The sequence below is a fragment of the Aminobacter sp. P4_H6_2 genome (assembly GCF_056400805.1).
This window is the reverse complement of sequence record NZ_JBFUKO010000050.1, coordinates 1-18,027: the sequence shown is the minus strand read 5'-3', so window position 1 is coordinate 18,027 and position 18,027 is coordinate 1. Positions and strand designations below refer to the sequence as shown.

Genomic DNA, 18,027 nt, shown 5'->3' with positions numbered 1-18,027 from the left:
CTTCCATCAACCGCGTCACATTGATGGGCCGCCTTGGTGCCGACCCTGAAATCCGCCGCATGAAGAGCGGCGATCCGATCGTCAACCTGCGCGTCGCCACCTCCGAAGTCTGGCGCGACAAGCAGACCGGCGAGAAGAAAGAGCGTTCGGAGTGGCACCAGGTCGTCATCTTCAACAAACGCATCTGCGAGGTTGCAGAGCAGTACCTCAAGAAGGGCAACCTCGTTTACCTCGAAGGCATGCTCTGCACCCGTAAATGGGAAGACCCGGCAGGCCAGCCCCGCTATTCGACCGAGGTCGTGCTCAAGGAATTCAATGGCGAACTGAAGCTGCTGCCGCAGGGCAGCGGTCGACAGGGCGCGGCCGGACCTGACGATTACGGCAGCCAGAGCGGCGGCTCGACATCGTCCGGCTCGACCCGGCAAGAGCGCGGCAATCAGGACACCACCTCGCGCGACCTCGACGACGAAATCCCATTCTAGGCCGGAGAAGACCGATGCCAGTCAGCAAGGATACCGCACATCAAATAGCTCTCGCCTATCGCGAGGTCGAGACTGCCACCGAATTGCTCGGGGAAATCACCGAGGCGTTGTCACGCCGGAACCATCCGGACATTCGCGATGCGTTCGGTCGACACCAGGACGGCCTGCAACTGGGCGTTCCGTCTGGCGCCAACAGCCACAGGCTCTTCAACGTGCCGTGGTCAATGGCGCGCCCTATCATCGAAACGCACATCGCTCAACAGCAGGCCATCATCGCCATGCTGAGCGAGCGCGCTCGCGTCGAACTTGACGGCCAGCCAGCTGCGCCGGTTGCCGCCAACACCTAGCTACCTGAAACCGAGGAAAACCATGAAACGCATACGCGATGCGCAAGTCATTATCGGCATGCTCGAGGGCGGTGAGCTTGCCGCCCAGCTCTCCAACGATATCAGCGAAACGCTGTCCAAGCTCAAGGACCTCGGCGAGATCATGGGCCGAAAGTCCAAGGTCAAGGGCAAGGTCACGCTAGCGCTCGACTTCGAGGTCGAGGCTGGTGCTGTGACCGTCACCGCCGGCATCGAAACCAAGGTGCCAAAGGCTCCTCGAGGATCTTCCTTCTACTGGGTTACCGAAGATGGCTCGCTGTCGACCGAGCATCCCCAGCAGACCGACATGTTCGGCGGCGTCCGCGACGCAGCCGAGCGCCGCACCGTCTAACCGCTCCACCTCCAGCCAGAAGGACTATCCACATCATGACCGACCAAGAAAACATCGCCGAAGCCGCCACCCTCAACCTGCCAGGTTGCCTCGGCTTCGATCTGGGAGTGGCCGCCAAGCTCGGCACAATGGCCAACGGCGCCGAAATCACGATCCTGAAGAAGCCGGACGGAATGCTCGGCGTGCCCGACGAAGTTCCGGTCGGGCTTCTGCGCGGCGAAAGCCCTGAGTTCGAAAGCGTCGCCAGCCATTTCGAGAACTACCGCACCCACCCTGCGCGCAAGTCTGGCACTGCCCAGGTGCAGACCTTCGAGTCTCTTCTCAGCCTGACCCAGCGCCACAAGACCGTGCACAGCGCCGTGTTCGCGAACATGGAGTGGCGCAATCCTTCGATTACTACCGTCGTCGACTATCACGAGAACACGGCTGGCGGGCTGGCCGGCAACGGCAAGCACCGCATCCATTACCCGTTCCCGCTGTCCGACGAGTGGAAGGCCTGGGTCGAAAAGGACGGTCAGATGATGAAGCAGGCTGACTTCGCCTGGTTCCTCGATGATCGTATTCCCGATCTTGCCAGTCCCTCCGAGGAGGAGAAGATCCGGTATGAACGCGACTTCAACCTGACCTTCGCGACGCCGTCGCAGGTGGTGGAGTTGTCGCGCGGCCTGCAGGTCTTTGTCGACACCAAGGTCAAGAACACCGTTACCCTGCAATCTGGCGAGGGCCAGATCTCCTTCGAGGAGACGCACAACGACGCCAGCGGCAAGCCGCTCAAGGTGCCTGGCCTCTTCATGCTGTCGGTCGCACCGTTCTTCATGGGTGAGAAGGTTCGTATGCCCGTGCGCCTGCGCTATCGCCCTGTCGGCGGCCAGTTGAACTGGTTTTTCAACATCTACCGTCCTGACCTGTTCATCACCGAGCACGTCCGCACGGCCCTGTTCGACATGGCCGACAAGACCAGCCTGCCGGTCTTCGAAGGCAAGCCGGAGATGTCGGCGTGAGCAAGGCCCGCTTCACCATAGCGCGGGAGGCATTGCTTCCCGCGCTTGCGCTCGCCGGCAAGGCGGTCGAGCGGCGTAGCACGATCCCCGTGCTGCAGAACCTGCTTTTCGCCGTCGAGGCGGGAAGCCTGAGGCTGACCGGCTCTGACCTCGACTGCGAGATCAGCGCCGAGGTGACATGTCAGGCGACAACGGCTGCAGCCTTCACCTTGCCGGCGGGCACGCTTCATGACGCCGTGCGCAAGCTGCCGGAGGCCGTCGACGTCGTGTTCGAGATTGAGCAGAACTTCGCCGCCATCTCGGCCGGGCGTTCGCGCTTCCGCGTTCCCGTCCTGCCGGCAGACGATTTCCCATCCATGTCGGCAGGCGACTTCAGCCACCATTTCGGGCTCGACGCCGGCGCGCTGGCCCGGATGCTCGGCACGGTTACCTACGCCATCTCGTCTGAAGAGACCCGCTATTATCTCAACGGCATCCACTGGCATGCCAGCGAAGACGAAGGCATCCCACTGTTCAACGCTGTCGCAACCGACGGCCACAGGCTGGCCAGGTTCCGTGCGCCATTGCCTGACGGTGCCGAAGGCATGCCAGGCATCATCGTGCCGCGGCGGACAGTTGGCCTGCTCAAGGTGATGCTGGCCGACAAGGGCGAGGTGTCGATCAGCGTGTCGAATACCAAGATCCGGTTTTCAACGCCTGCCGGCACACTGGTTTCAAAACTCATCGACGGCACGTTTCCGGATTACACCCGCGTCATCCCGCAGGGAAATCCCAACCAGTTCATCGTCGACAAGAAGACGATGGCCGATGCGGTCGACCGCGTCACCACCATCTCGTCGGAGCGAGGCAGCGCCGTAAAATTCGGGTTCTCGTCTGACGGCCTTTTGACGCTTGCCGCCAACAATCCCGATGCTGGCAGCGCGACCGAGGATGCGGTCGTCACACATCTGGCCGGTGACAGCGTCGAGGTAGGCTTCAACGGCCGCTACTGCCTCGACATGCTCAACGCGGCCGACGGCGAGCAGCTGATCTTCAACCTTGGCGACGCCGGCGCGCCCGCGCTGGTCGAACCCGAACATGCCGACGAGCATGGCCTCAAGCCGCTCTTCGTCATCATGCCGATGAGGGTGTGACCATGGACAGCATCCAGCCAACGCCGGAGCAGAAGCGCATCAACGATCTGCTCGATGCAAACAACCGCTTCGAACAGGCAGCGCGCGATGCCCGAGCTGCCCAAAGAGGCGGCTACCAGGATCGTGTCAGCACCTGGCTTCTCGCCTGCTTTGGCATGGAGATCGCCGCTGACCGCACGGAACGCAACCATCGCTTTATCGAGGAAGCCCTCGAACTGGTCCAAGCCTGCGGCACGACCGCCAGCGAGGCGCATCAGCTCGTCGACTACGTGTTCAATCGCCCCATTGGCGACCGGTATCAGGAAGTCGGCGGTGTCATGAACACGCTGGCCGCGCTTTGCCTTGCTCACAACTTCGACATGCTGGGCGCCGGCGAGACGGAACTCACCCGCTGCTGGGCAAACCTTGAGAAGATCCGCGCCAAGCAGGCAGCCAAGCCGAAACACTCACCACTGCCAGAGCACGCCACTCTTTCGCAGGACTCCGTGGTGGAGGCTCGCCCGCTCGACGAATGGCACGAAGATTTCGGCAGCGTCGTCTGGTGGACACTTGACCAAACCGGCCGATGGCTGGGCGAGCCGGCCTATATCGGCACCCCACTCGATCTCGGTAGAACGATCCTCGTCACCGTTGATGGTCAGGAAATGACCTGCACGGTCGGCGGCTGGCCCGACTATCACACGCACTGGACCCCGCACCCGGATTATCCGCGGTTGCCCACTCAACCAATTGAAGGGCAAGCCGGTGTCTGATCACGTCAACGTCCCCTGGACCGCTTACGTCACCGAAGAAGGCGACCCTTGGGCTGCCTTCGTCTCAGGACATGTCGATATCCGCACGATAGCGGGCGCCGCCGTCGATGAGATTCCCAAGGCCTTCGCAGACTACGGCGAGGAGATCGTCGAGGATGTGCAGGGCCTCATTGATGACAGTTGCGGCGCCGTCCTGACGCAATTTTGGCTAGCCCCGGCAGAAGAAGAGGAAGGAATGTTCGTTTTCGCCGGCGAAGGCGAAAGGGGCGCGTTTCCTGTGACCGGCATGAGGTTCATGTGATGGCTGATCACTCCCTCATCGAATGGACAGACGCGACATGGAACCCGATCACCGGCTGTTCCGTAGTCTCGCCCGGCTGCACCAACTGCTACGCCATGAAGCTCGCCGGCACGCGGCTGAAGCATCATGAAAGCCGCGCCGGTCTGACGCGAGACAGCAAGGCGGGACCAGTCTGGACCGGCGAGGTCCGCCTTAACAAGCAATGGCTGCACCAGCCAATCGACTGGAAGAAGCCGCGACGAATCTTCGTCTGCGCCCACGGCGACCTGTTTGCGGAGAATGTGCCGGACGAATGGATCCTTGACGTCTTTACCGTCATGGCAATCGCAAGCCAGCACACCTTCCAGGTGCTGACCAAGCGCCCTGACAGGATGCGAGAATTCTTGTCCCGGCCGGACCTGCTCGAGGATATCTATGCGAACTGGTACGCTTTCAGCGGCGGGGCACGAGAGGTCTATTCCTGGCCCCTACCGAATGTCTGGATCGGCGTCTCGGCCGAGGATCAGCAGCGCGCCGACGAACGCATCCCCGAGCTGCTCGACACGCCGGCAGCTGTCCGCTTCGTTTCTGCCGAGCCGATGCTCGGGCCGATTGATTTCACACCCAAGGCCGACCAGACCTATCAGATATTGAGTGAATGGTACGGGCCAAACGGCTTCGACCCGACGGGCTGTCAGCCGCGTCTAGAACGCATGCGAGGATGGTTCCCGAAGCTCGACTGGATCATCGTCGGCGGCGAGAGCGGCCAGGGCGCTCGACCGATTCTGCATCCGGATTGGGTCCGCTCGATCCGTGACCAATGCGCCACGGCCGGCGTCCCGTTCTTCTTCAAGCAATGGGGGGCACATCTCCCCGCCGGTCAGATGCAAGCCGATCGCCGGCTTTGGTCGCCGTCTTGCGGCAGCGCTCTCCATGCCACGAAGGCCATCACCGGCAGACTGCTCGACGGGGTCGAGCATAGCGCCATGCCCGCAATCGAGGTGCGGCCATGACTCCCGGAGCCGAAGAAATGATGCGCGACCTGCCGAAGCTCGCCCTCACAATCCGCCAGCCATGGGCGCATGCCATCGTCATGGGCTGGAAGGATATCGAAAACCGCGTCTGGTCGACCGGCATTCGTGGGCCGGTCTGCATTCATGCCAGCAAGTTCGACAAGAAGAATTTTGCGGAGGATGCCGGCGGCTACCAGGACACCGTCGCCTATATCGGCGAGCGCCTCGATGTGCCCGCATTGGCATTCGACGATCTGGCCTTTGGCGCGATCGTCGGCGTCGCTGACGTCGTCGATTGCGTCACGAGTTCGGCCAGCCCGTGGTTCTTCGGTACCTATGGCTTCGTGCTGGCTCATGCCCGGCCGATCACTCCCATCCTGCTCAAGGGCAAGCAAGGCTTCTTCGACTGGCGCAGTCGCATGGACCCTGAAGAGCGACCGGCCGAGCCCGCGCCGGCGCCGGTGCAAGGGTTGCTGTTATGACATCCCCTGTTCGTGTTCAGTTGTCGCGCAAGAAGGGCTGGAAGATGCCCGAGAACACAGTGAAGGTGTCGCGCCCTTCGAAATGGGGAAATCTCTACAAGGTCGTTGAATGCGGCCGATGGATGGATGACGGGTCGCCAGCGTTCGCTGGTCGCCACGATTGGGAAGTTAACTACCCGCTCTTCCGGTCGAAGACTGAGGCAGCACAACGAGCGGTCAACTGCTTCGTTGAATGCTTGGACAGCGATCTTCCTGGCTGGAAGACGATGAGAAACAACCTGCACGAGCTGCGAGGCAAGAACCTCGCATGCTGGTGCAGGCTCGACCAGCCCTGCCATGCAGACGTGCTGCTCGCGCGGGCAAATCAGCAGGGAGAAAGCTGATGGCCCGTCGACCATTCATGCGCCCCAACGATCTAAAGACAGCCCTTGCCGTGCTGAAAGAGGCCGGCGTCGAACCAGCTGCGCTCGACATCATGCCGAACGGCACTCACCGCTGGCACTTTACGAAGCCTTCCGGCGATGATGAAGATGACCTCGATCGCGAACTCGCGGCTTTCGAGGCAAGACATGGTCATGGTTGAATTGAAGGGGCTGCACACGGTCAAGGCCAAGGGCCGGACCTACTATTACGCCTGGCGCGGCGGTCCAGCGGTAAAGGGTGAGCCTGGCACACCTCAGTTCCAGGCATCCTATAGCGAGGCTGTCGAATCGAAATCAGCCCCGGACAGCAATAAATTCCGCTCGCTCGTCATCCGATACAAGGCGAGCAAGGACTATAAGGACCTGGCCGATTCTACCCGCCGGAACTGGGGGCCGTGGCTTGATCGGATTTCCGACCACTTCGGCGATCTGCGTATCGCCCAGTTCGACCGGCCCGAAAGGATCAGGCCGTTCATCCGCAAATGGCGCGGCGGCTATACCGAGACACCGCGCGCTGCCGACTATGGCATGCAGGTCCTCTCCCGCGTGCTGTCCTATGCCGTCGACCCGCTCGGCAAGATCGCGACCAACCCGTGTGAAGGGATCAAGCAACTCTATTCAGGATCCCGTGCAGAGATCATCTGGACGGACGCCGACATCGCCCACCTGAAGGCGACGTGCTCGGCCGAGGTGGCTCATGCCGTTGATCTGGCAGCCCATACCGGATTGCGTGTCGGCGATCTGATCCGGCTGTCCTGGTCGCATGTCGGCGAGGATGCGATTGTCATCACCACGGGCAAGAGCAGGCATCGGCGCGAGGCCGTCATCCCCCTCTATCAGGCGCTGCGCGACGTTCTCGCGCGGATACCGCGGAACTCGCCGGTCATCCTAACCAGCAGCAAGAAGCGGCCTTGGGTCAAGGACGGCCTCGGCAGTTCATTCGTCAAGGCGAAGCAGGATGCCTGGCCCGATGGCGAGAACCTCAACTTCCATGATTTGCGGGGAACCGCGGCGACCAAGTTCTACATTTCCGGCCTGACAGAGCGCGAGATCGCAGAGATCATGGCCTGGGACGAAGACCAGGTAGCCAAGATTATTCGTCGCTACGTCAGCCGCGGCGCCGCTATCAAGGAGCGAATCCGCAAGCTCGATGAGGCCAGAAAGAGAACGTAAGCTGTAAAACTGCCTGTAAAACCGTCTGTTTTCGGCAGTGTGGAAATCCTGCTCAAAGCCTTGTGGCATAAGCTGGAGCGGGTAGCGGGAATCGAACCCGCGCGTTCAGCTTGGGAAGCTGACAGGCTACCATTACATCATACCCGCGCGGGCACTTGGTTAGCATTCGCGATGCGGCTCGGCAATCGGGAAAGGGTTTGATCCTCACTAAACGATGGTGGGCTATTTCCGTTTGCGCAGCGCCGAATGGGCCATCCGGAGCCGAGACAAGGCGATCTCGCCATAGGCGCGGCCGCTGAGCTTGCCGCCGAACCCTCTGCGCAAGATCTTGCGCGCCTGGCTGCCGGAGAAGCGGGCCAGAATTTCGCGGCAAAAAATGCGAGGACGAAATTCAGCCGCAAGCCGCGGCGCGTTGGCCAGGAAAATCTCAAATAGCTTTGGGTCGCGATAGAAACTCCGCAGGCGCTTGGACGCTTCCCTGGTTACTTGATCCACGACTTGCCAGAAGGCGCCATCGAGCATCCAGGCGTACTTGTCCACATTGGCGAGCAAGTACTCGATATCAGTCAGTGTCGCTTGGCTAGCTTTCAGATTGTAAGCGGGACTGCCTGACACCAGCCAGATGGAGCGTTCGCGCGCCGAGAAATAGTTCGAGCCATGCAGGCGGTATCCCGAAAGGATGACATCGATCAGGGCACTTCCGGCAAACGCATTGCAGATGAAATTGAAGTAGCCGTCGGCGGAGCGCATGTGCGGACCATCGCGGCGTACAAGACGCAGGATGGAAGCGCGGTACATGTTCGCGGTGCCCGGCCCCCAATGCCAGCCGAAGACAGGCCTGGGGACGATGGCGGTCCTGGCTGCCAGGGTATCGAAATCCCCTTGGGTTATGGACGGCACCCGCAATGTGGCGTCCTTCTCGCGCAAGCCGCGCATCATGTGACTGCCGCTGATATCGACGCATGCGCCTGCGGCCGTCAGCGCGTTGCCATGGGTGTCCACCTCCGCCACGCTTGAAGATGTGAAGGCAACGCTGTGCGGCAGTGCCAGATGCGCCTGGACGTGCATTGAGGCAAAATTCGAAAACAGCACATCATCGGCGTCGACAAAGGTGACGAGACCGCCCTTTACCTTGTCCAGCGCCCAGAATGCGGCGCCCAGTTGCCCGAGGTTTTCGGCAAGTGTGGCGACGGCGAACCGGTTGTCGCCCTGAATGTGCCTGGCAATCACCTCGGCACTGTCGTCGGTCGAGCCATTGTTGATGACCAGGCATTCGAAATGCGGATAGTCCTGCGCCCTGATCGAATCGATCGCGGCACCAACAAACTGAGCGTAGTTCCAGCTGATGACGACGAAGCTGACGAGCGGCGGCTTGACTGCGTCGCCCGACAATTGCGCGATGCTGCGGTCGCCGATCGTGAAATCTGACGCGGGATGCTCGCTCGCATAATCCGGGCTGGAAGCTTTGTCGTCGAAGTCGTTCATTCGGACACGCCTATTGGCCTTGAAATCATGAGCTTATAGAAGCGGTCTGGGAAAATGCCCACGCCCATCTATCGGCCTGCGTTATTAGCGAAAGTAAAAGGCAATATGCATCCTGAAAAGCGGGTCCTGGTAACGGGCGGTGCCGGATTTCTTGGTTCGCATCTTTGCGAAAAGCTGCTGGAGACGGGCGCGCAAGTCTTATGCGTCGACAATTTCTACACCGGCGCTGCCGAAAACATCGCGCATCTGGGCGCGCATCCTCGTTTCGAGTTCATGCGCCACGATGTGTGCCGGCCGCTTCATGTCGAGGTCGACGAGATCTACAACCTCGCCTGTCCAGCTTCGCCGATCCACTACCAGCGCAACCCGGTGCAGACGACAAAAACCAGCGTATTGGGCGCCATCAACATGCTTGGTCTCGCCAAGCGGCTTGGCGCCAAAATCCTGCAGGCTTCGACGTCTGAAGTTTACGGCGACCCGACCGTTCATCCGCAGCCGGAGGATTACTGGGGCAACGTCAATCCGATTGGTCCGCGCTCCTGCTACGACGAAGGCAAGCGCTGCGCCGAAACGCTGTTCTTCGACTATCGGCGCCAGCACGACCTGGAGATCAAGGTCGCCAGGATATTCAATACCTACGGCCCGAGGATGCAGCCCAACGACGGTCGCGTCGTGTCGAACTTCATCATGCAGGCACTTAAGGGCGACGCCATCTCGATCTTCGGCGACGGCGCGCAGACGCGCTCGTTTTGTTATGTCGATGATCTGGTCGACGGCCTGATCAGGCTGATGGCTTCGCCAAGGGAGTTCACCGGCCCGGTCAATCTGGGCAATCCCGAGGAATTCTCGATGATCGAACTGGCAAAGGCGGTGGTGGCAGCGACGGGTAGCGCGTCGCGGTTTGAATTCTTCCCTTTGCCAGTAGACGATCCCAGGCAAAGGCGGCCAGATATCACTTTGGCCGGCATGTTGGGCTGGCAGCCGCGAACCGCATTGACCGAAGGTCTGCAGCGCACGGTGGCTTATTTCCGGGACCAGTTAAGCAGCGCCCGGCAAGCGTCAGCTGCTGTTTCGTGACGGGAAACGGCCTCAGGAAGCCGGCAGCCGAGGCGTGCCCGCCTGCCCACGCCTTGAAGCTGACGTGGCAATCGCGATATTTCCAAAGAGAGCTAGAATCGCAGGAGACTGAACTTGGCCGGATTGACGCGTTTTCTCGGAGACACCCCGCTTCGGGTGTTCATCAAGCTCCTGGTGATTTCCTTCCTCGTCGGCATCGTCATGAGCGCCTTCGGCTGGTCGCCCTTCGACGTGCTTTACGGCATCCGCAACTTCTTCGTCGATCTCTGGAACATGGGCTTCCGCGTCGTCGACCGCTTCCTGGGCTATTTCCTGCTAGGCGCGGCGATCGTCGTCCCTGCCTTCATCATCCTGAGGCTGTTCAGCTACCGCAAATAGGCTCAGACAAAGGTCGCCGCCGTTTCGAACAGGATCGCATGGCGTGCCGCAAGCGCTTTGATGTCGGTCGAATAGCCGCCGCCGATCACGCCACACAGTGGAACGCCGGCATTGCGAAAATGCTCGATGACAAGGTGTTCGCGGCGGCGCAAGCCGTCGCCGCTGAGCGAAAGACGGCCAAGTCGGTCTTCGTGATGCGGATCGACGCCGGCATTGTAGAACACGATGTCCCATCCTCCACGCCGCGACAGGTTCGCGAGCGCGTCAGTCAGGGTCTCCATATAGGCGTCGTCGCCGGTTCCATCGGGCAAGCCGATGTCGAGGTTGGAGGCGACCTTGCGCACGGGGTAATTCTTCTCGGCATGCATCGAAAAGGTGAAGACCGAAGGGGTGCCGGCAAGGATTTCGGCCGTACCGTCGCCTTGGTGCACGTCAAGGTCGACCACCAGGATGTTGTCGACGAGCTTGTCTTGCAGCAGCGCAAGGGCTGCCACGGCAACATCGTTGAAGGTGCAGAAACCAGCGCCTGGGCGCGCCGCGCATGGTGGCTGCCGCCGGCGGCGTTGCAGGCGATGCCGTGGGTAAGCGCAAGATGCGCCGCAGCGAGCGTGCCGCCCGCCGCAAGCTGGGCACGGCGCGACACGCGCTCGTCGACGGGAAAACCGATCTCGCGCTCGATATGCGGCGGAACGGCATAGGTCAGCACCTGTCCGACATAACCGGCGTCATGGGCCCGATGAAGCCTCGCCGCCGGGATCGGTTCAGCCAGGCTGAGCCCGCCGGTAAGGCCGAGCGTTTCGAGCCGTTCCATGAGATGGCGGTATTTGCTCATCGGAAAGCGATGGTCCGGCGCGAAGCCGGCGTCGTAGTCGGGATGGCTGACGATCTGAAGCGGCATGGGCAACTGCTGAACCACCGGGGCGAATTCGATTGGCCCCACAACTTAAATGGTTGCGGGCGTTGGGGAAACCGGGGCATGTGCCCGAGCGGGAGATTCGGCAACAGGGAGGACTATCGTTGGAATACGCATCGCCAGAGGGCCGTGTGACGCCTTTTTCCGTCACCAACCGCTCGGTGCTGGCGATTGCCGTGCCAATGACCCTAGCCTATCTGACGACGCCGTTCATCGGCCTTGTCGGGACCGGCGTCGTCGGCCAGTTCGGCGATGCCGCGCTGCTCGGTGGCCTTGCGGCGGGTGCTGTCGCCTTCGACGTGGTCTTCACCAGTTTCAACTTCCTGCGCGCCGGCACGACGGCGCTCGTGGCCCAGGCCTTCGGCCGCAATGATGCGGCGGAGGAGCAGGCGGTCTTCTGGCGTGCCGTGGTGATCGCTTTGATTGCCGGCATCGTGCTGGCGCTGACGGCGCCGTTGACCTCGCAAGCCGGGCAATGGTTCATGCAGGCCGAGCCGCGGGTCAGCGAGACGCTCGACCACTATGTCCGTATCCGTATGCTCGGCGCGCCCTTCGCGCTGATCAATTATGCCATCCTCGGCTACATATTGGGGCGGGGCGAGGGCGGTTTCGCGCTGTTTTTGCAAGCGACGCTCAACGGCGTCAACATCGTGCTGTCGATCATGCTGGGTCTGCATTTCGGCTGGGGCGTTGAAGGCGTTGCCTGGGCGGCGGTTGCCGGCGAGGCGGCTGGCATGGTCATCGGCCTTGCCGTGCTGTTGCGGCGATTCGGGCGCCAGCCGAAACTGGCACGTGGGCGCGTCTTCGACGCCGCAGCGTTCCGGCGCCTGTTCGTGCTCAATCGCGACATCATGATCAGGTCGCTGTCGCTGCTCGTCGCCTTCGCGCTGTTCACCCGCCAGGGCGCCCAGTTCGGCACGGTGACGCTCGCTGCCAATGCTGTGCTGATGAACTTCTTCATTGCCGCTGGCTTCTTCCTTGATGGCTTTGCCGCCGCCGCCGAACAGCTTGCCGGCCGTGCCGTCGGCGCGCGCTATGAGCCGGCCTTCCGCAAGGCTGTCTATCTCTGCTCGATCTGGGGATTCGCGCTGGCCGGCAGCATGACGGCGGCACTTCTGATCTTCGGCGCCGATTTGGTTGCGCTGATTTCGACCGCCGAGGATGTTCGCTCGGCGGCTATCGCCTTCCTGCCCTGGGCGGCGTTCACGGCGCTGAGCGGCGTGCTGGCCTTCCAGATGGACGGCATCTTCATTGGTGCTGCCTGGTCGCGCGACATGCGCAACATGATGGTGATCTCGCTGCTGGCATTCATCGCAGCACTGCTGGTGCTGCCTTCGCACTTCGGCAATGCCGGGCTATGGGCGGCGTTGCACCTGCTGCTTATAGTGCGCGGCCTGTGCCTGCTGGCGATACTCAGGCCGCGGGCAAGGGCGACCTTTCAGAGCGGTGCCGCTGCCCACTGATCGAGCTTGCTGTCGCGCAGCTCGGAAATGTTCTTCACGCCTTCGCGCGCGGCGAAATCCGACATGCCGCGCACGATGCGTGCCGGCAGCGACGGACCGGCATAGACCATGCCGGTGTAGAGCTGCACGAGATCGGCACCGGCGCGGATTTTTTCGAGCGCGGTCTCGGTCGAATCCACGCCGCCAACACCGATGATGGCGCGCTGGGGCCCGAGCAGCTTGCGCATGCGCGCAAGCACCGCCGTCGAACGTGCAAACAGCGGCTTGCCCGACAGGCCACCGGTTTCACCGGTGTGAGTCGGGCTGCGCAGGGTCGGCCGGGCGATCGTGGTGTTGGAAACGATGATGCCGTCGATGCCCTTTTCGGTGACCTCGGCGGCGATGTCTTCCAGCTCGGCCTCATGCAAATCGGGCGCGATCTTGAGGAAAATCGGAACCGGATGGCCGGCCTCGACGCGGGCGACGATGACACTGGCCAGCAATTCGGCGAGCTGTTCGCGCGCCTGCATGTTGCGCAGGCCCGGCGTGTTGGGCGAAGAGATGTTGACGGTGAGATAAGACGCGTGGCGTGCGAAGCGCTTCACGCCGCTGATATAGTCGCTAATGCGGTTGGTGCTGTCCTTGTTGGCGCCGATGTTGACGCCAACGATGCCAGGCCGTCCCGACCGCGCGATGAGACGCTTTTCGCAGGCATCATGGCCCTCATTGTTGAAGCCGAGCCGGTTGATGACGGCGTCGTCCTCAACGAGGCGGAAGATGCGCGGCTTGGGATTGCCGGCCTGCGGCAGCGGCGTCACGGTGCCCACTTCGGCAAAGCCGAAACCTAGGCCGAGCAGCGCGTCCGGTACTTCGCCGTTCTTGTCGTAGCCGGCTGCCATGCCCAGCGGGTTGGGAACGTCGAGACCGGCGATCTTCAGGCGCAGGCGGGCATCGCGCGGTGCGCGGCCGCCCACCGGCAGGCCGCAGCGCAGTGYCTTGATCGACATGCCATGCGCGGTCTCCGCATCGAAGCTGAACAGCAGGTGCCGGCCAAGCCGGTCGAAAGCGCTCATGCCTCAAGCTCCGGGAAATCGTGGGCGCCATCGGCCTTGAGCGGCAAGGCACGCACCCATTTGGCGGCACTCGTTTCGAGCGGCGCGTAAAGATGCGGAAACAAAGCGCCGCCGCGCGAGACTTCGTATTTCAGGGAGGGCCCGAACCTGTCGGCATCGAAGGCGACAAGCAGCAGATTGTCCAAGCCGGCGAAGTGCTTGGCTGCCGTCTCTACAACCTGCTCGGCGGTTGAGAAATGGATAAAGCCGTCGGCGAGATCGATGGGCGCGCCTTGGAAAACCCCGCTCCGCTCGGCTTGGCGCCACATCGGTTCGGGGCAGATCTTGTAGATGGTCTTCGTCATATGCGCGCTATAGGCTGAAAGCATGATCCGGGAAAGGGCGGCTTGACTTGCCCCACCGCAATTTGGGCCTATTGCAGCGCGACAATTCGCATCGTCCGCAAATGGAGACAGTCATGCGCCGTGCCTTTTTGATATTCGTTCCCATGCTTGCCGGCCTCGGGGCCACTTCGGCATTTGCCGCCGAAGGACAGCGCTTCCAGATGGAAAAGACCGACAAGGGCTATGTTCGCATGGACACCCAGACCGGCGAGATGTCGATCTGCGAGGAGCGTGACAGCCAGCTGGTGTGCAAGCTTGCCGCCGACGAACGCTCGGCACTTCAAGATGAGATTGGCCGCCTGCAAGGGGATATCAAGACGATCGAAGAGCGAGTGGTAAAGCTTGAGAATTCGCTGACTGCGCGGATGGAATCGAAGCTGCCGACCGAAGAAGAATTCCAGAAGAGCATGGGTTACATGGAGCGCTTTTTCCGCAGCTTCATGGGCATAGTCAAGGACATGGAAAAGGAAGACAAGGCGCTCCCGCCTGAGCCGGCGCCGAACAAGACTTGAGCGCCACCCGGTGTGCTTGCGCCTGAAAGTTGAGCATGAAGCGCTGCTTCCGTGATCTTTTGACTTTAACTGCTTGAAAAGCCGGCACCGGGTCGCATAATCGCGCCCGACGGTCCAAGGCGTACAGAACGGTCGGGACCTCGGGAGGAATATTTGCCAGCAGGCCATAAGTTCGTCATCGCGGACGACCATCCGCTTTTTCGCGGTGCTCTCAAACAAGCCATCGCGGGGCTCGCCGACGTCTCGAGCGTGCTGGAAGCCGGCGACTTCGAGAGCGTCAAGGCGATCGTTGCCGCCCATGAGGATATCGACCTCGTCCTTCTCGACCTTTCCATGCCCGGCGCCTCTGGACTGTCCGGCCTCATTTCGCTGCGCGGCGTCCATGCGACGGTGCCCGTGGTCATCGTTTCGGCCCAGGACGACCCCGAAACCGTCCGCCGTGCGCTCGAGCTCGGCGCTTCGGGTTTCATCTCGAAATCGGCGAGCATGGACGACATCCGCAGCGCCATCAAGGCCGTGCTGTCCGGCGAGATCTCCGCACCCGGCGATATCGACCTCGGGGTCGAGCGCGACCCGGAAATCTCCGACCTGATCAAGCGGCTGCAATCGCTGACGCCGCAGCAGACGCGCGTGCTCGGCATGCTGGCGGAAGGGCTGCTCAACAAGCAGATCGCCTATGAGCTYGGGGTSTCRGAAGCSACSATCAAGGCCCATGTYTCGGCGATCCTGCAGAAGCTCGGCGTCGASAGCCGCACCCAGGCGGTCATCCTGCTGTCCAAGATCGGCAGCGATCCACGCCCAGCGGTGTAGCGCGAATTCTACTCGGCGGCGTGGGCCATGCGCCGCATGCGGTTCATCATCGATCGCAGCACGGCGGGCTTCAGCGGCTTGTTGAGCACGGCGACGTCGATCTGGTCGGCGGCGGCGCGCACCTCGTTGGAACGGTCGGCGGTGATCAGCACCGCCGGTATCGCTTCGCCATACGCTCCGCGCAGGGTGCGGATGACGTCGAGGCCGTTTTCGCCGTCGAGATGATAGTCGGCGAGGATGATCTCAGGTGCCGGCCCGACGTTCTGGTCGGCCTCGAAGGCTTCCGTGCCGGAGTAGGTTCGCACCATACAACCCCAGCCTTCGAGCAGAAGCCGCATGCCTTCGAGAATGCGGGCATCATTGTCGATGCACACGACCGTCAGCCCGTTKAGGGCGGCGGCGGCCTGGATGCGGGGGCGGGTCGTCGTCGCGGCGGGCAATTCCGCGGCGGTGGTGATCGGCAGTATCACCGAAAAGCGCGTGCCCAGACCCTTGTGCGACTCGATCTGGATTTCGAGCTTGAGCACGCGCGCGATACGGTCGACGATCGACAGGCCGAGCCCGAGCCCTTGCGCCTCGCGCATGCCGTCGTCGAGCCGCGTGAATTCCTGGAATACGGTGCCGAGCTTGTCGGCGGCGATGCCGATGCCGGTGTCGATCACCTGGATTTCGACGAGCTCGCCACGGCGTCTGACCCCCACGACGATGCGGCCGCTGCGGGTGTATTTGATCGCGTTGGACACCAGATTCTGGATCAGCCGGCGCAACAGGTTGCGATCGGTGTTGACGGTCAAGGTCGACGGCACGATCACCAGTTCGAGATCCTTGGCGCGCGCCATGGGCAGGAAGTCGGTACCAATCTGGCGTAGCAGTCCGTCGAGGCGGAACACAGTTTCGGCCGGCTTCATAGCACCAGCGTCAAGCCGCGAAATATCGAGCACCGCGCCCAGGATGGTCTCGACCGATTCCAGCGAAGATTCGATATTCCTGGCGGCAACGCCCGCATTGCCCTTGCCAGTCTTTTCGATCAGCGACGAGCAGTAGAGCCGGGCGGCATTGAGCGGCTGCAGGATGTCGTGGCCGGCAGCCGCGAGAAAGCGCGTCTTGCCGAGATTGGCCTCTTCGGCGAGCATCTGCGCCTGGGCGAGTTCTTCGTTGACGCGGGTCAGTTCGGCGGTGCGGCTCTTGACGCGCTGTTCCAGCGACTCGTTGGCGCGCTTGAGGGCGAGGTCGGCCGCGACGCGCGCGGAGATATCGGTGTAGGTCGCAACGATGCCGCCATCTGGCATCGGGTTGGAACTCATCTCGATGATCCTGCCGCTGGTTTGCAGCTCGATCTGCCAGGGGCCGCCGAAGCTGGTCAGCCGGTTGAGCGTGGTCAGGCGCGAGGTCTGCTGGATGTCGCCGCGGGCTACGAGGTAACCGAGGATGCGGTCGATCGAAACGCCCAYCTGACCCATGTCGTCAGGCAGGTCGAACAGCGAGCGGTATTGGCGGTTCCAGCAGATCAGGCGGAAATCCTGATCGAAGACGGTGATGCCCTGTTCCATCTGATCGAGCGCGATCTGCAGAAGGTCGCGGTTGTGCTGCAGCGCCTCGGTGGCGTCGTCGAGCAGGCGGAACGTGTCTTTCGAGGAGTTGTCGCCGCGCTTGAACAGCAGAGACAGGATCAGACGCGCCGAAGACGAGCCGACAGCGCTCGCCATCAGCTGCTCGGAGAATCGGATGACGTCCATGCCAGCGGGATCGTTGCCGTTGAGCTTGCTGCCGCTTTCGATCTGGAAGGTCTGGAACGAGCGCTCAGTGCGTTCGACGCCGAGATAGCGAGCGATGGTGTCCTTGAGGTCGTTGACGGTGATGGTGGTGCGGAAACGGCGCAGCGATGGCATCGGGCTTGAATCGCGCGGCACGAAGATCGAGGCCTGGATGCGTTCGAGCGGTACCGAAGCGCGTGACAGCGAACCGAAGACGAAGAACAGCGCGTTGATCGCCAGGCTCCACAACACACCGTGATTGAGCGGTTCGGCGATCGTGCCGAACAGAGCCTGGGGCCTGAGCGCCTCGATGCCGAAAAGCCCGTCGGTGATGATCGAGGTGTCAGGCGCGGCGAGCGTCGGCAGCATCAGCGTGTAGCACCACACGGCGATGCCGGCGGCCATGCCAAGGGCGGCACCGCGCGCATTGGCGCGCCTCCAGATCAAGCCGCCGATGAAGGACGGCGCGAACTGGGCAATGGCCGCAAACGACATCAGGCCGATAGAGGCAAGGCGCGTGTTGTTGGTGCTTTCGCGGTAGTAGAGAAAGGCGACGAACAGGATGATGAAGATCGAGGCGCGTCGGATGTTGAGGATGATCGCCGACCAATCCTCGGTGTCGCCGGATTTGATCTTGATCAGCCGGCGCACGAAGATCGGGATGACGAGATCGTTGGAAATCATGATCGACAGCGCCACGCTTGCCAYGATGACCATGGCGGTAGCCGCGGACAGGCCGCCGATG

At 62.1% G+C, this 18,027-nt stretch carries 21 protein-coding genes, 1 tRNA gene and 1 pseudogene; 17 read left to right on the top strand and 6 right to left on the bottom strand.

The window, feature by feature from the left end:
- The 12 genes from ssb to AC1DUU_RS06605 form a co-directional block, all read left to right on the top strand.
- Positions 1–482, top strand: a 482-nt coding sequence (gene ssb / locus AC1DUU_RS06660; RefSeq protein WP_476782632.1) for a single-stranded DNA-binding protein, incomplete at its 5' end; no start/stop codon positions are given.
- A 14-nt stretch (positions 483–496) separates the two neighbouring features.
- A complete protein-coding gene (locus tag AC1DUU_RS06655; RefSeq protein ID WP_476782631.1) occupies positions 497–829 on the top strand; it encodes a hypothetical protein in 333 nt (110 codons plus the stop codon).
- Positions 830–851: 22 nt separating this feature from the next.
- Positions 852–1,199: a hypothetical protein gene (locus AC1DUU_RS06650; RefSeq protein ID WP_476782630.1), complete on the top strand. Its 348-nt coding sequence runs from the start codon at positions 852–854 to the stop codon at positions 1,197–1,199.
- 35 nt (positions 1,200–1,234) lie between these two features.
- The gene (locus AC1DUU_RS06645; protein ID WP_476782629.1) at positions 1,235–2,200 is read left to right on the top strand and encodes a DUF2303 family protein; all 966 of its coding nucleotides are present in this window, start codon (positions 1,235–1,237) and stop codon (positions 2,198–2,200) included.
- Positions 2,197–3,333, top strand: a complete 1,137-nt coding sequence (gene dnaN, locus AC1DUU_RS06640) for a DNA polymerase III subunit beta (protein WP_476782628.1) — start codon at positions 2,197–2,199, stop codon at positions 3,331–3,333. The genes AC1DUU_RS06645 and dnaN overlap by 4 nt, the downstream gene beginning before the upstream one ends.
- Before the next feature lie 2 nt (positions 3,334–3,335).
- Entirely contained in the window at positions 3,336–4,085 is a 750-nt protein-coding gene (locus AC1DUU_RS06635; protein ID WP_476782627.1) for a hypothetical protein, read from the top strand.
- Positions 4,063–4,386, top strand: coding sequence for a hypothetical protein (locus AC1DUU_RS06630; protein WP_476782626.1), 324 nt, complete (start codon positions 4,063–4,065; stop codon positions 4,384–4,386). Before AC1DUU_RS06635 ends, AC1DUU_RS06630 begins: the two co-directional genes overlap by 23 nt.
- Positions 4,386–5,378: a DUF5131 family protein gene (locus AC1DUU_RS06625; RefSeq protein WP_476782625.1), complete on the top strand. Its 993-nt coding sequence runs from the start codon at positions 4,386–4,388 to the stop codon at positions 5,376–5,378. The genes AC1DUU_RS06630 and AC1DUU_RS06625 overlap by 1 nt, the downstream gene beginning before the upstream one ends.
- The gene (locus tag AC1DUU_RS06620) at positions 5,375–5,860 is read left to right on the top strand and encodes an ASCH domain-containing protein (protein WP_476782624.1); all 486 of its coding nucleotides are present in this window, start codon (positions 5,375–5,377) and stop codon (positions 5,858–5,860) included. Before AC1DUU_RS06625 ends, AC1DUU_RS06620 begins: the two co-directional genes overlap by 4 nt.
- Positions 5,857–6,243 (top strand): DUF4326 domain-containing protein, encoded by a 387-nt coding sequence (locus AC1DUU_RS06615; protein WP_476782623.1) that lies wholly within the window; start codon positions 5,857–5,859, stop codon positions 6,241–6,243. Before AC1DUU_RS06620 ends, AC1DUU_RS06615 begins: the two co-directional genes overlap by 4 nt.
- Positions 6,243–6,443 carry a hypothetical protein gene (locus tag AC1DUU_RS06610; protein WP_476782622.1) on the top strand — a complete coding sequence of 67 codons (201 nt, stop codon included), beginning with the start codon at positions 6,243–6,245 and terminating at the stop codon, positions 6,441–6,443. Before AC1DUU_RS06615 ends, AC1DUU_RS06610 begins: the two co-directional genes overlap by 1 nt.
- Positions 6,430–7,455 carry a tyrosine-type recombinase/integrase gene (locus tag AC1DUU_RS06605; RefSeq protein ID WP_476782621.1) on the top strand — a complete coding sequence of 342 codons (1,026 nt, stop codon included), beginning with the start codon at positions 6,430–6,432 and terminating at the stop codon, positions 7,453–7,455. The genes AC1DUU_RS06610 and AC1DUU_RS06605 overlap by 14 nt, the downstream gene beginning before the upstream one ends.
- 73 nt (positions 7,456–7,528) lie before the next feature.
- Here the strand turns inward: AC1DUU_RS06605 and AC1DUU_RS06600 are convergent.
- Both AC1DUU_RS06600 and AC1DUU_RS06595 read right to left on the bottom strand, forming a co-directional pair.
- Positions 7,529–7,602: transfer RNA gene (locus tag AC1DUU_RS06600), tRNA-Gly, on the bottom strand.
- Positions 7,603–7,677: 75 nt separating this feature from the next.
- Positions 7,678–8,940 carry a glycosyltransferase family 2 protein gene (locus tag AC1DUU_RS06595; protein ID WP_476782620.1) on the bottom strand — a complete coding sequence of 421 codons (1,263 nt, stop codon included), beginning with the start codon at positions 8,938–8,940 and terminating at the stop codon, positions 7,678–7,680.
- Positions 8,941–9,045: 105 nt separating this feature from the next.
- On the opposite strand from AC1DUU_RS06595, the gene AC1DUU_RS06590 reads away from it, so the two are divergent.
- Both AC1DUU_RS06590 and AC1DUU_RS06585 read left to right on the top strand, forming a co-directional pair.
- Positions 9,046–10,017: a UDP-glucuronic acid decarboxylase family protein gene (locus AC1DUU_RS06590; RefSeq protein ID WP_476782619.1), complete on the top strand. Its 972-nt coding sequence runs from the start codon at positions 9,046–9,048 to the stop codon at positions 10,015–10,017.
- Positions 10,018–10,131: 114 nt separating this feature from the next.
- A complete protein-coding gene (locus AC1DUU_RS06585) occupies positions 10,132–10,395 on the top strand; it encodes a DUF6460 domain-containing protein (protein WP_476782618.1) in 264 nt (87 codons plus the stop codon).
- Between the two features lie 2 nt (positions 10,396–10,397).
- On the opposite strand, the pseudogene AC1DUU_RS06580 reads toward AC1DUU_RS06585, so the two are convergent.
- A pseudogene (locus AC1DUU_RS06580) lies at positions 10,398–11,293 on the bottom strand (histone deacetylase family protein).
- Positions 11,294–11,412: 119 nt separating this feature from the next.
- Between AC1DUU_RS06580 and AC1DUU_RS06575 the strand changes: the two are divergent.
- Positions 11,413–12,771, top strand: coding sequence for an MATE family efflux transporter (locus tag AC1DUU_RS06575; RefSeq protein WP_476782617.1), 1,359 nt, complete (start codon positions 11,413–11,415; stop codon positions 12,769–12,771).
- Here AC1DUU_RS06575 and AC1DUU_RS06570 read toward each other — a convergent pair.
- Together AC1DUU_RS06570 and AC1DUU_RS06565 are read right to left on the bottom strand one after the other, a co-directional pair.
- Entirely contained in the window at positions 12,747–13,823 is a 1,077-nt protein-coding gene (locus AC1DUU_RS06570) for a quinone-dependent dihydroorotate dehydrogenase (RefSeq protein WP_476782616.1), read from the bottom strand. The two genes, AC1DUU_RS06575 and AC1DUU_RS06570, sit on opposite strands and share 25 nt — an antisense overlap.
- Entirely contained in the window at positions 13,820–14,167 is a 348-nt protein-coding gene (locus AC1DUU_RS06565; RefSeq protein ID WP_476782615.1) for a DUF952 domain-containing protein, read from the bottom strand. Before AC1DUU_RS06565 ends, AC1DUU_RS06570 begins: the two co-directional genes overlap by 4 nt.
- 113 nt (positions 14,168–14,280) lie before the next feature.
- Here AC1DUU_RS06565 and AC1DUU_RS06560 point away from each other — a divergent pair, with 113 nt between their 5' ends.
- Together AC1DUU_RS06560 and AC1DUU_RS06555 are read left to right on the top strand one after the other, a co-directional pair.
- The gene (locus tag AC1DUU_RS06560; RefSeq protein ID WP_476782614.1) at positions 14,281–14,718 is read left to right on the top strand and encodes a hypothetical protein; all 438 of its coding nucleotides are present in this window, start codon (positions 14,281–14,283) and stop codon (positions 14,716–14,718) included.
- A 153-nt stretch (positions 14,719–14,871) separates the two neighbouring features.
- Positions 14,872–15,528, top strand: a complete 657-nt coding sequence (locus AC1DUU_RS06555) for a response regulator (RefSeq protein ID WP_476782613.1) — start codon at positions 14,872–14,874, stop codon at positions 15,526–15,528.
- 8 nt (positions 15,529–15,536) lie between these two features.
- On the opposite strand, the gene AC1DUU_RS06550 is transcribed toward AC1DUU_RS06555, so the two are convergent.
- Positions 15,537–18,027: hybrid sensor histidine kinase/response regulator (locus tag AC1DUU_RS06550; RefSeq protein ID WP_476782612.1), on the bottom strand; the 2,491-nt coding region annotated here is incomplete at its 5' end.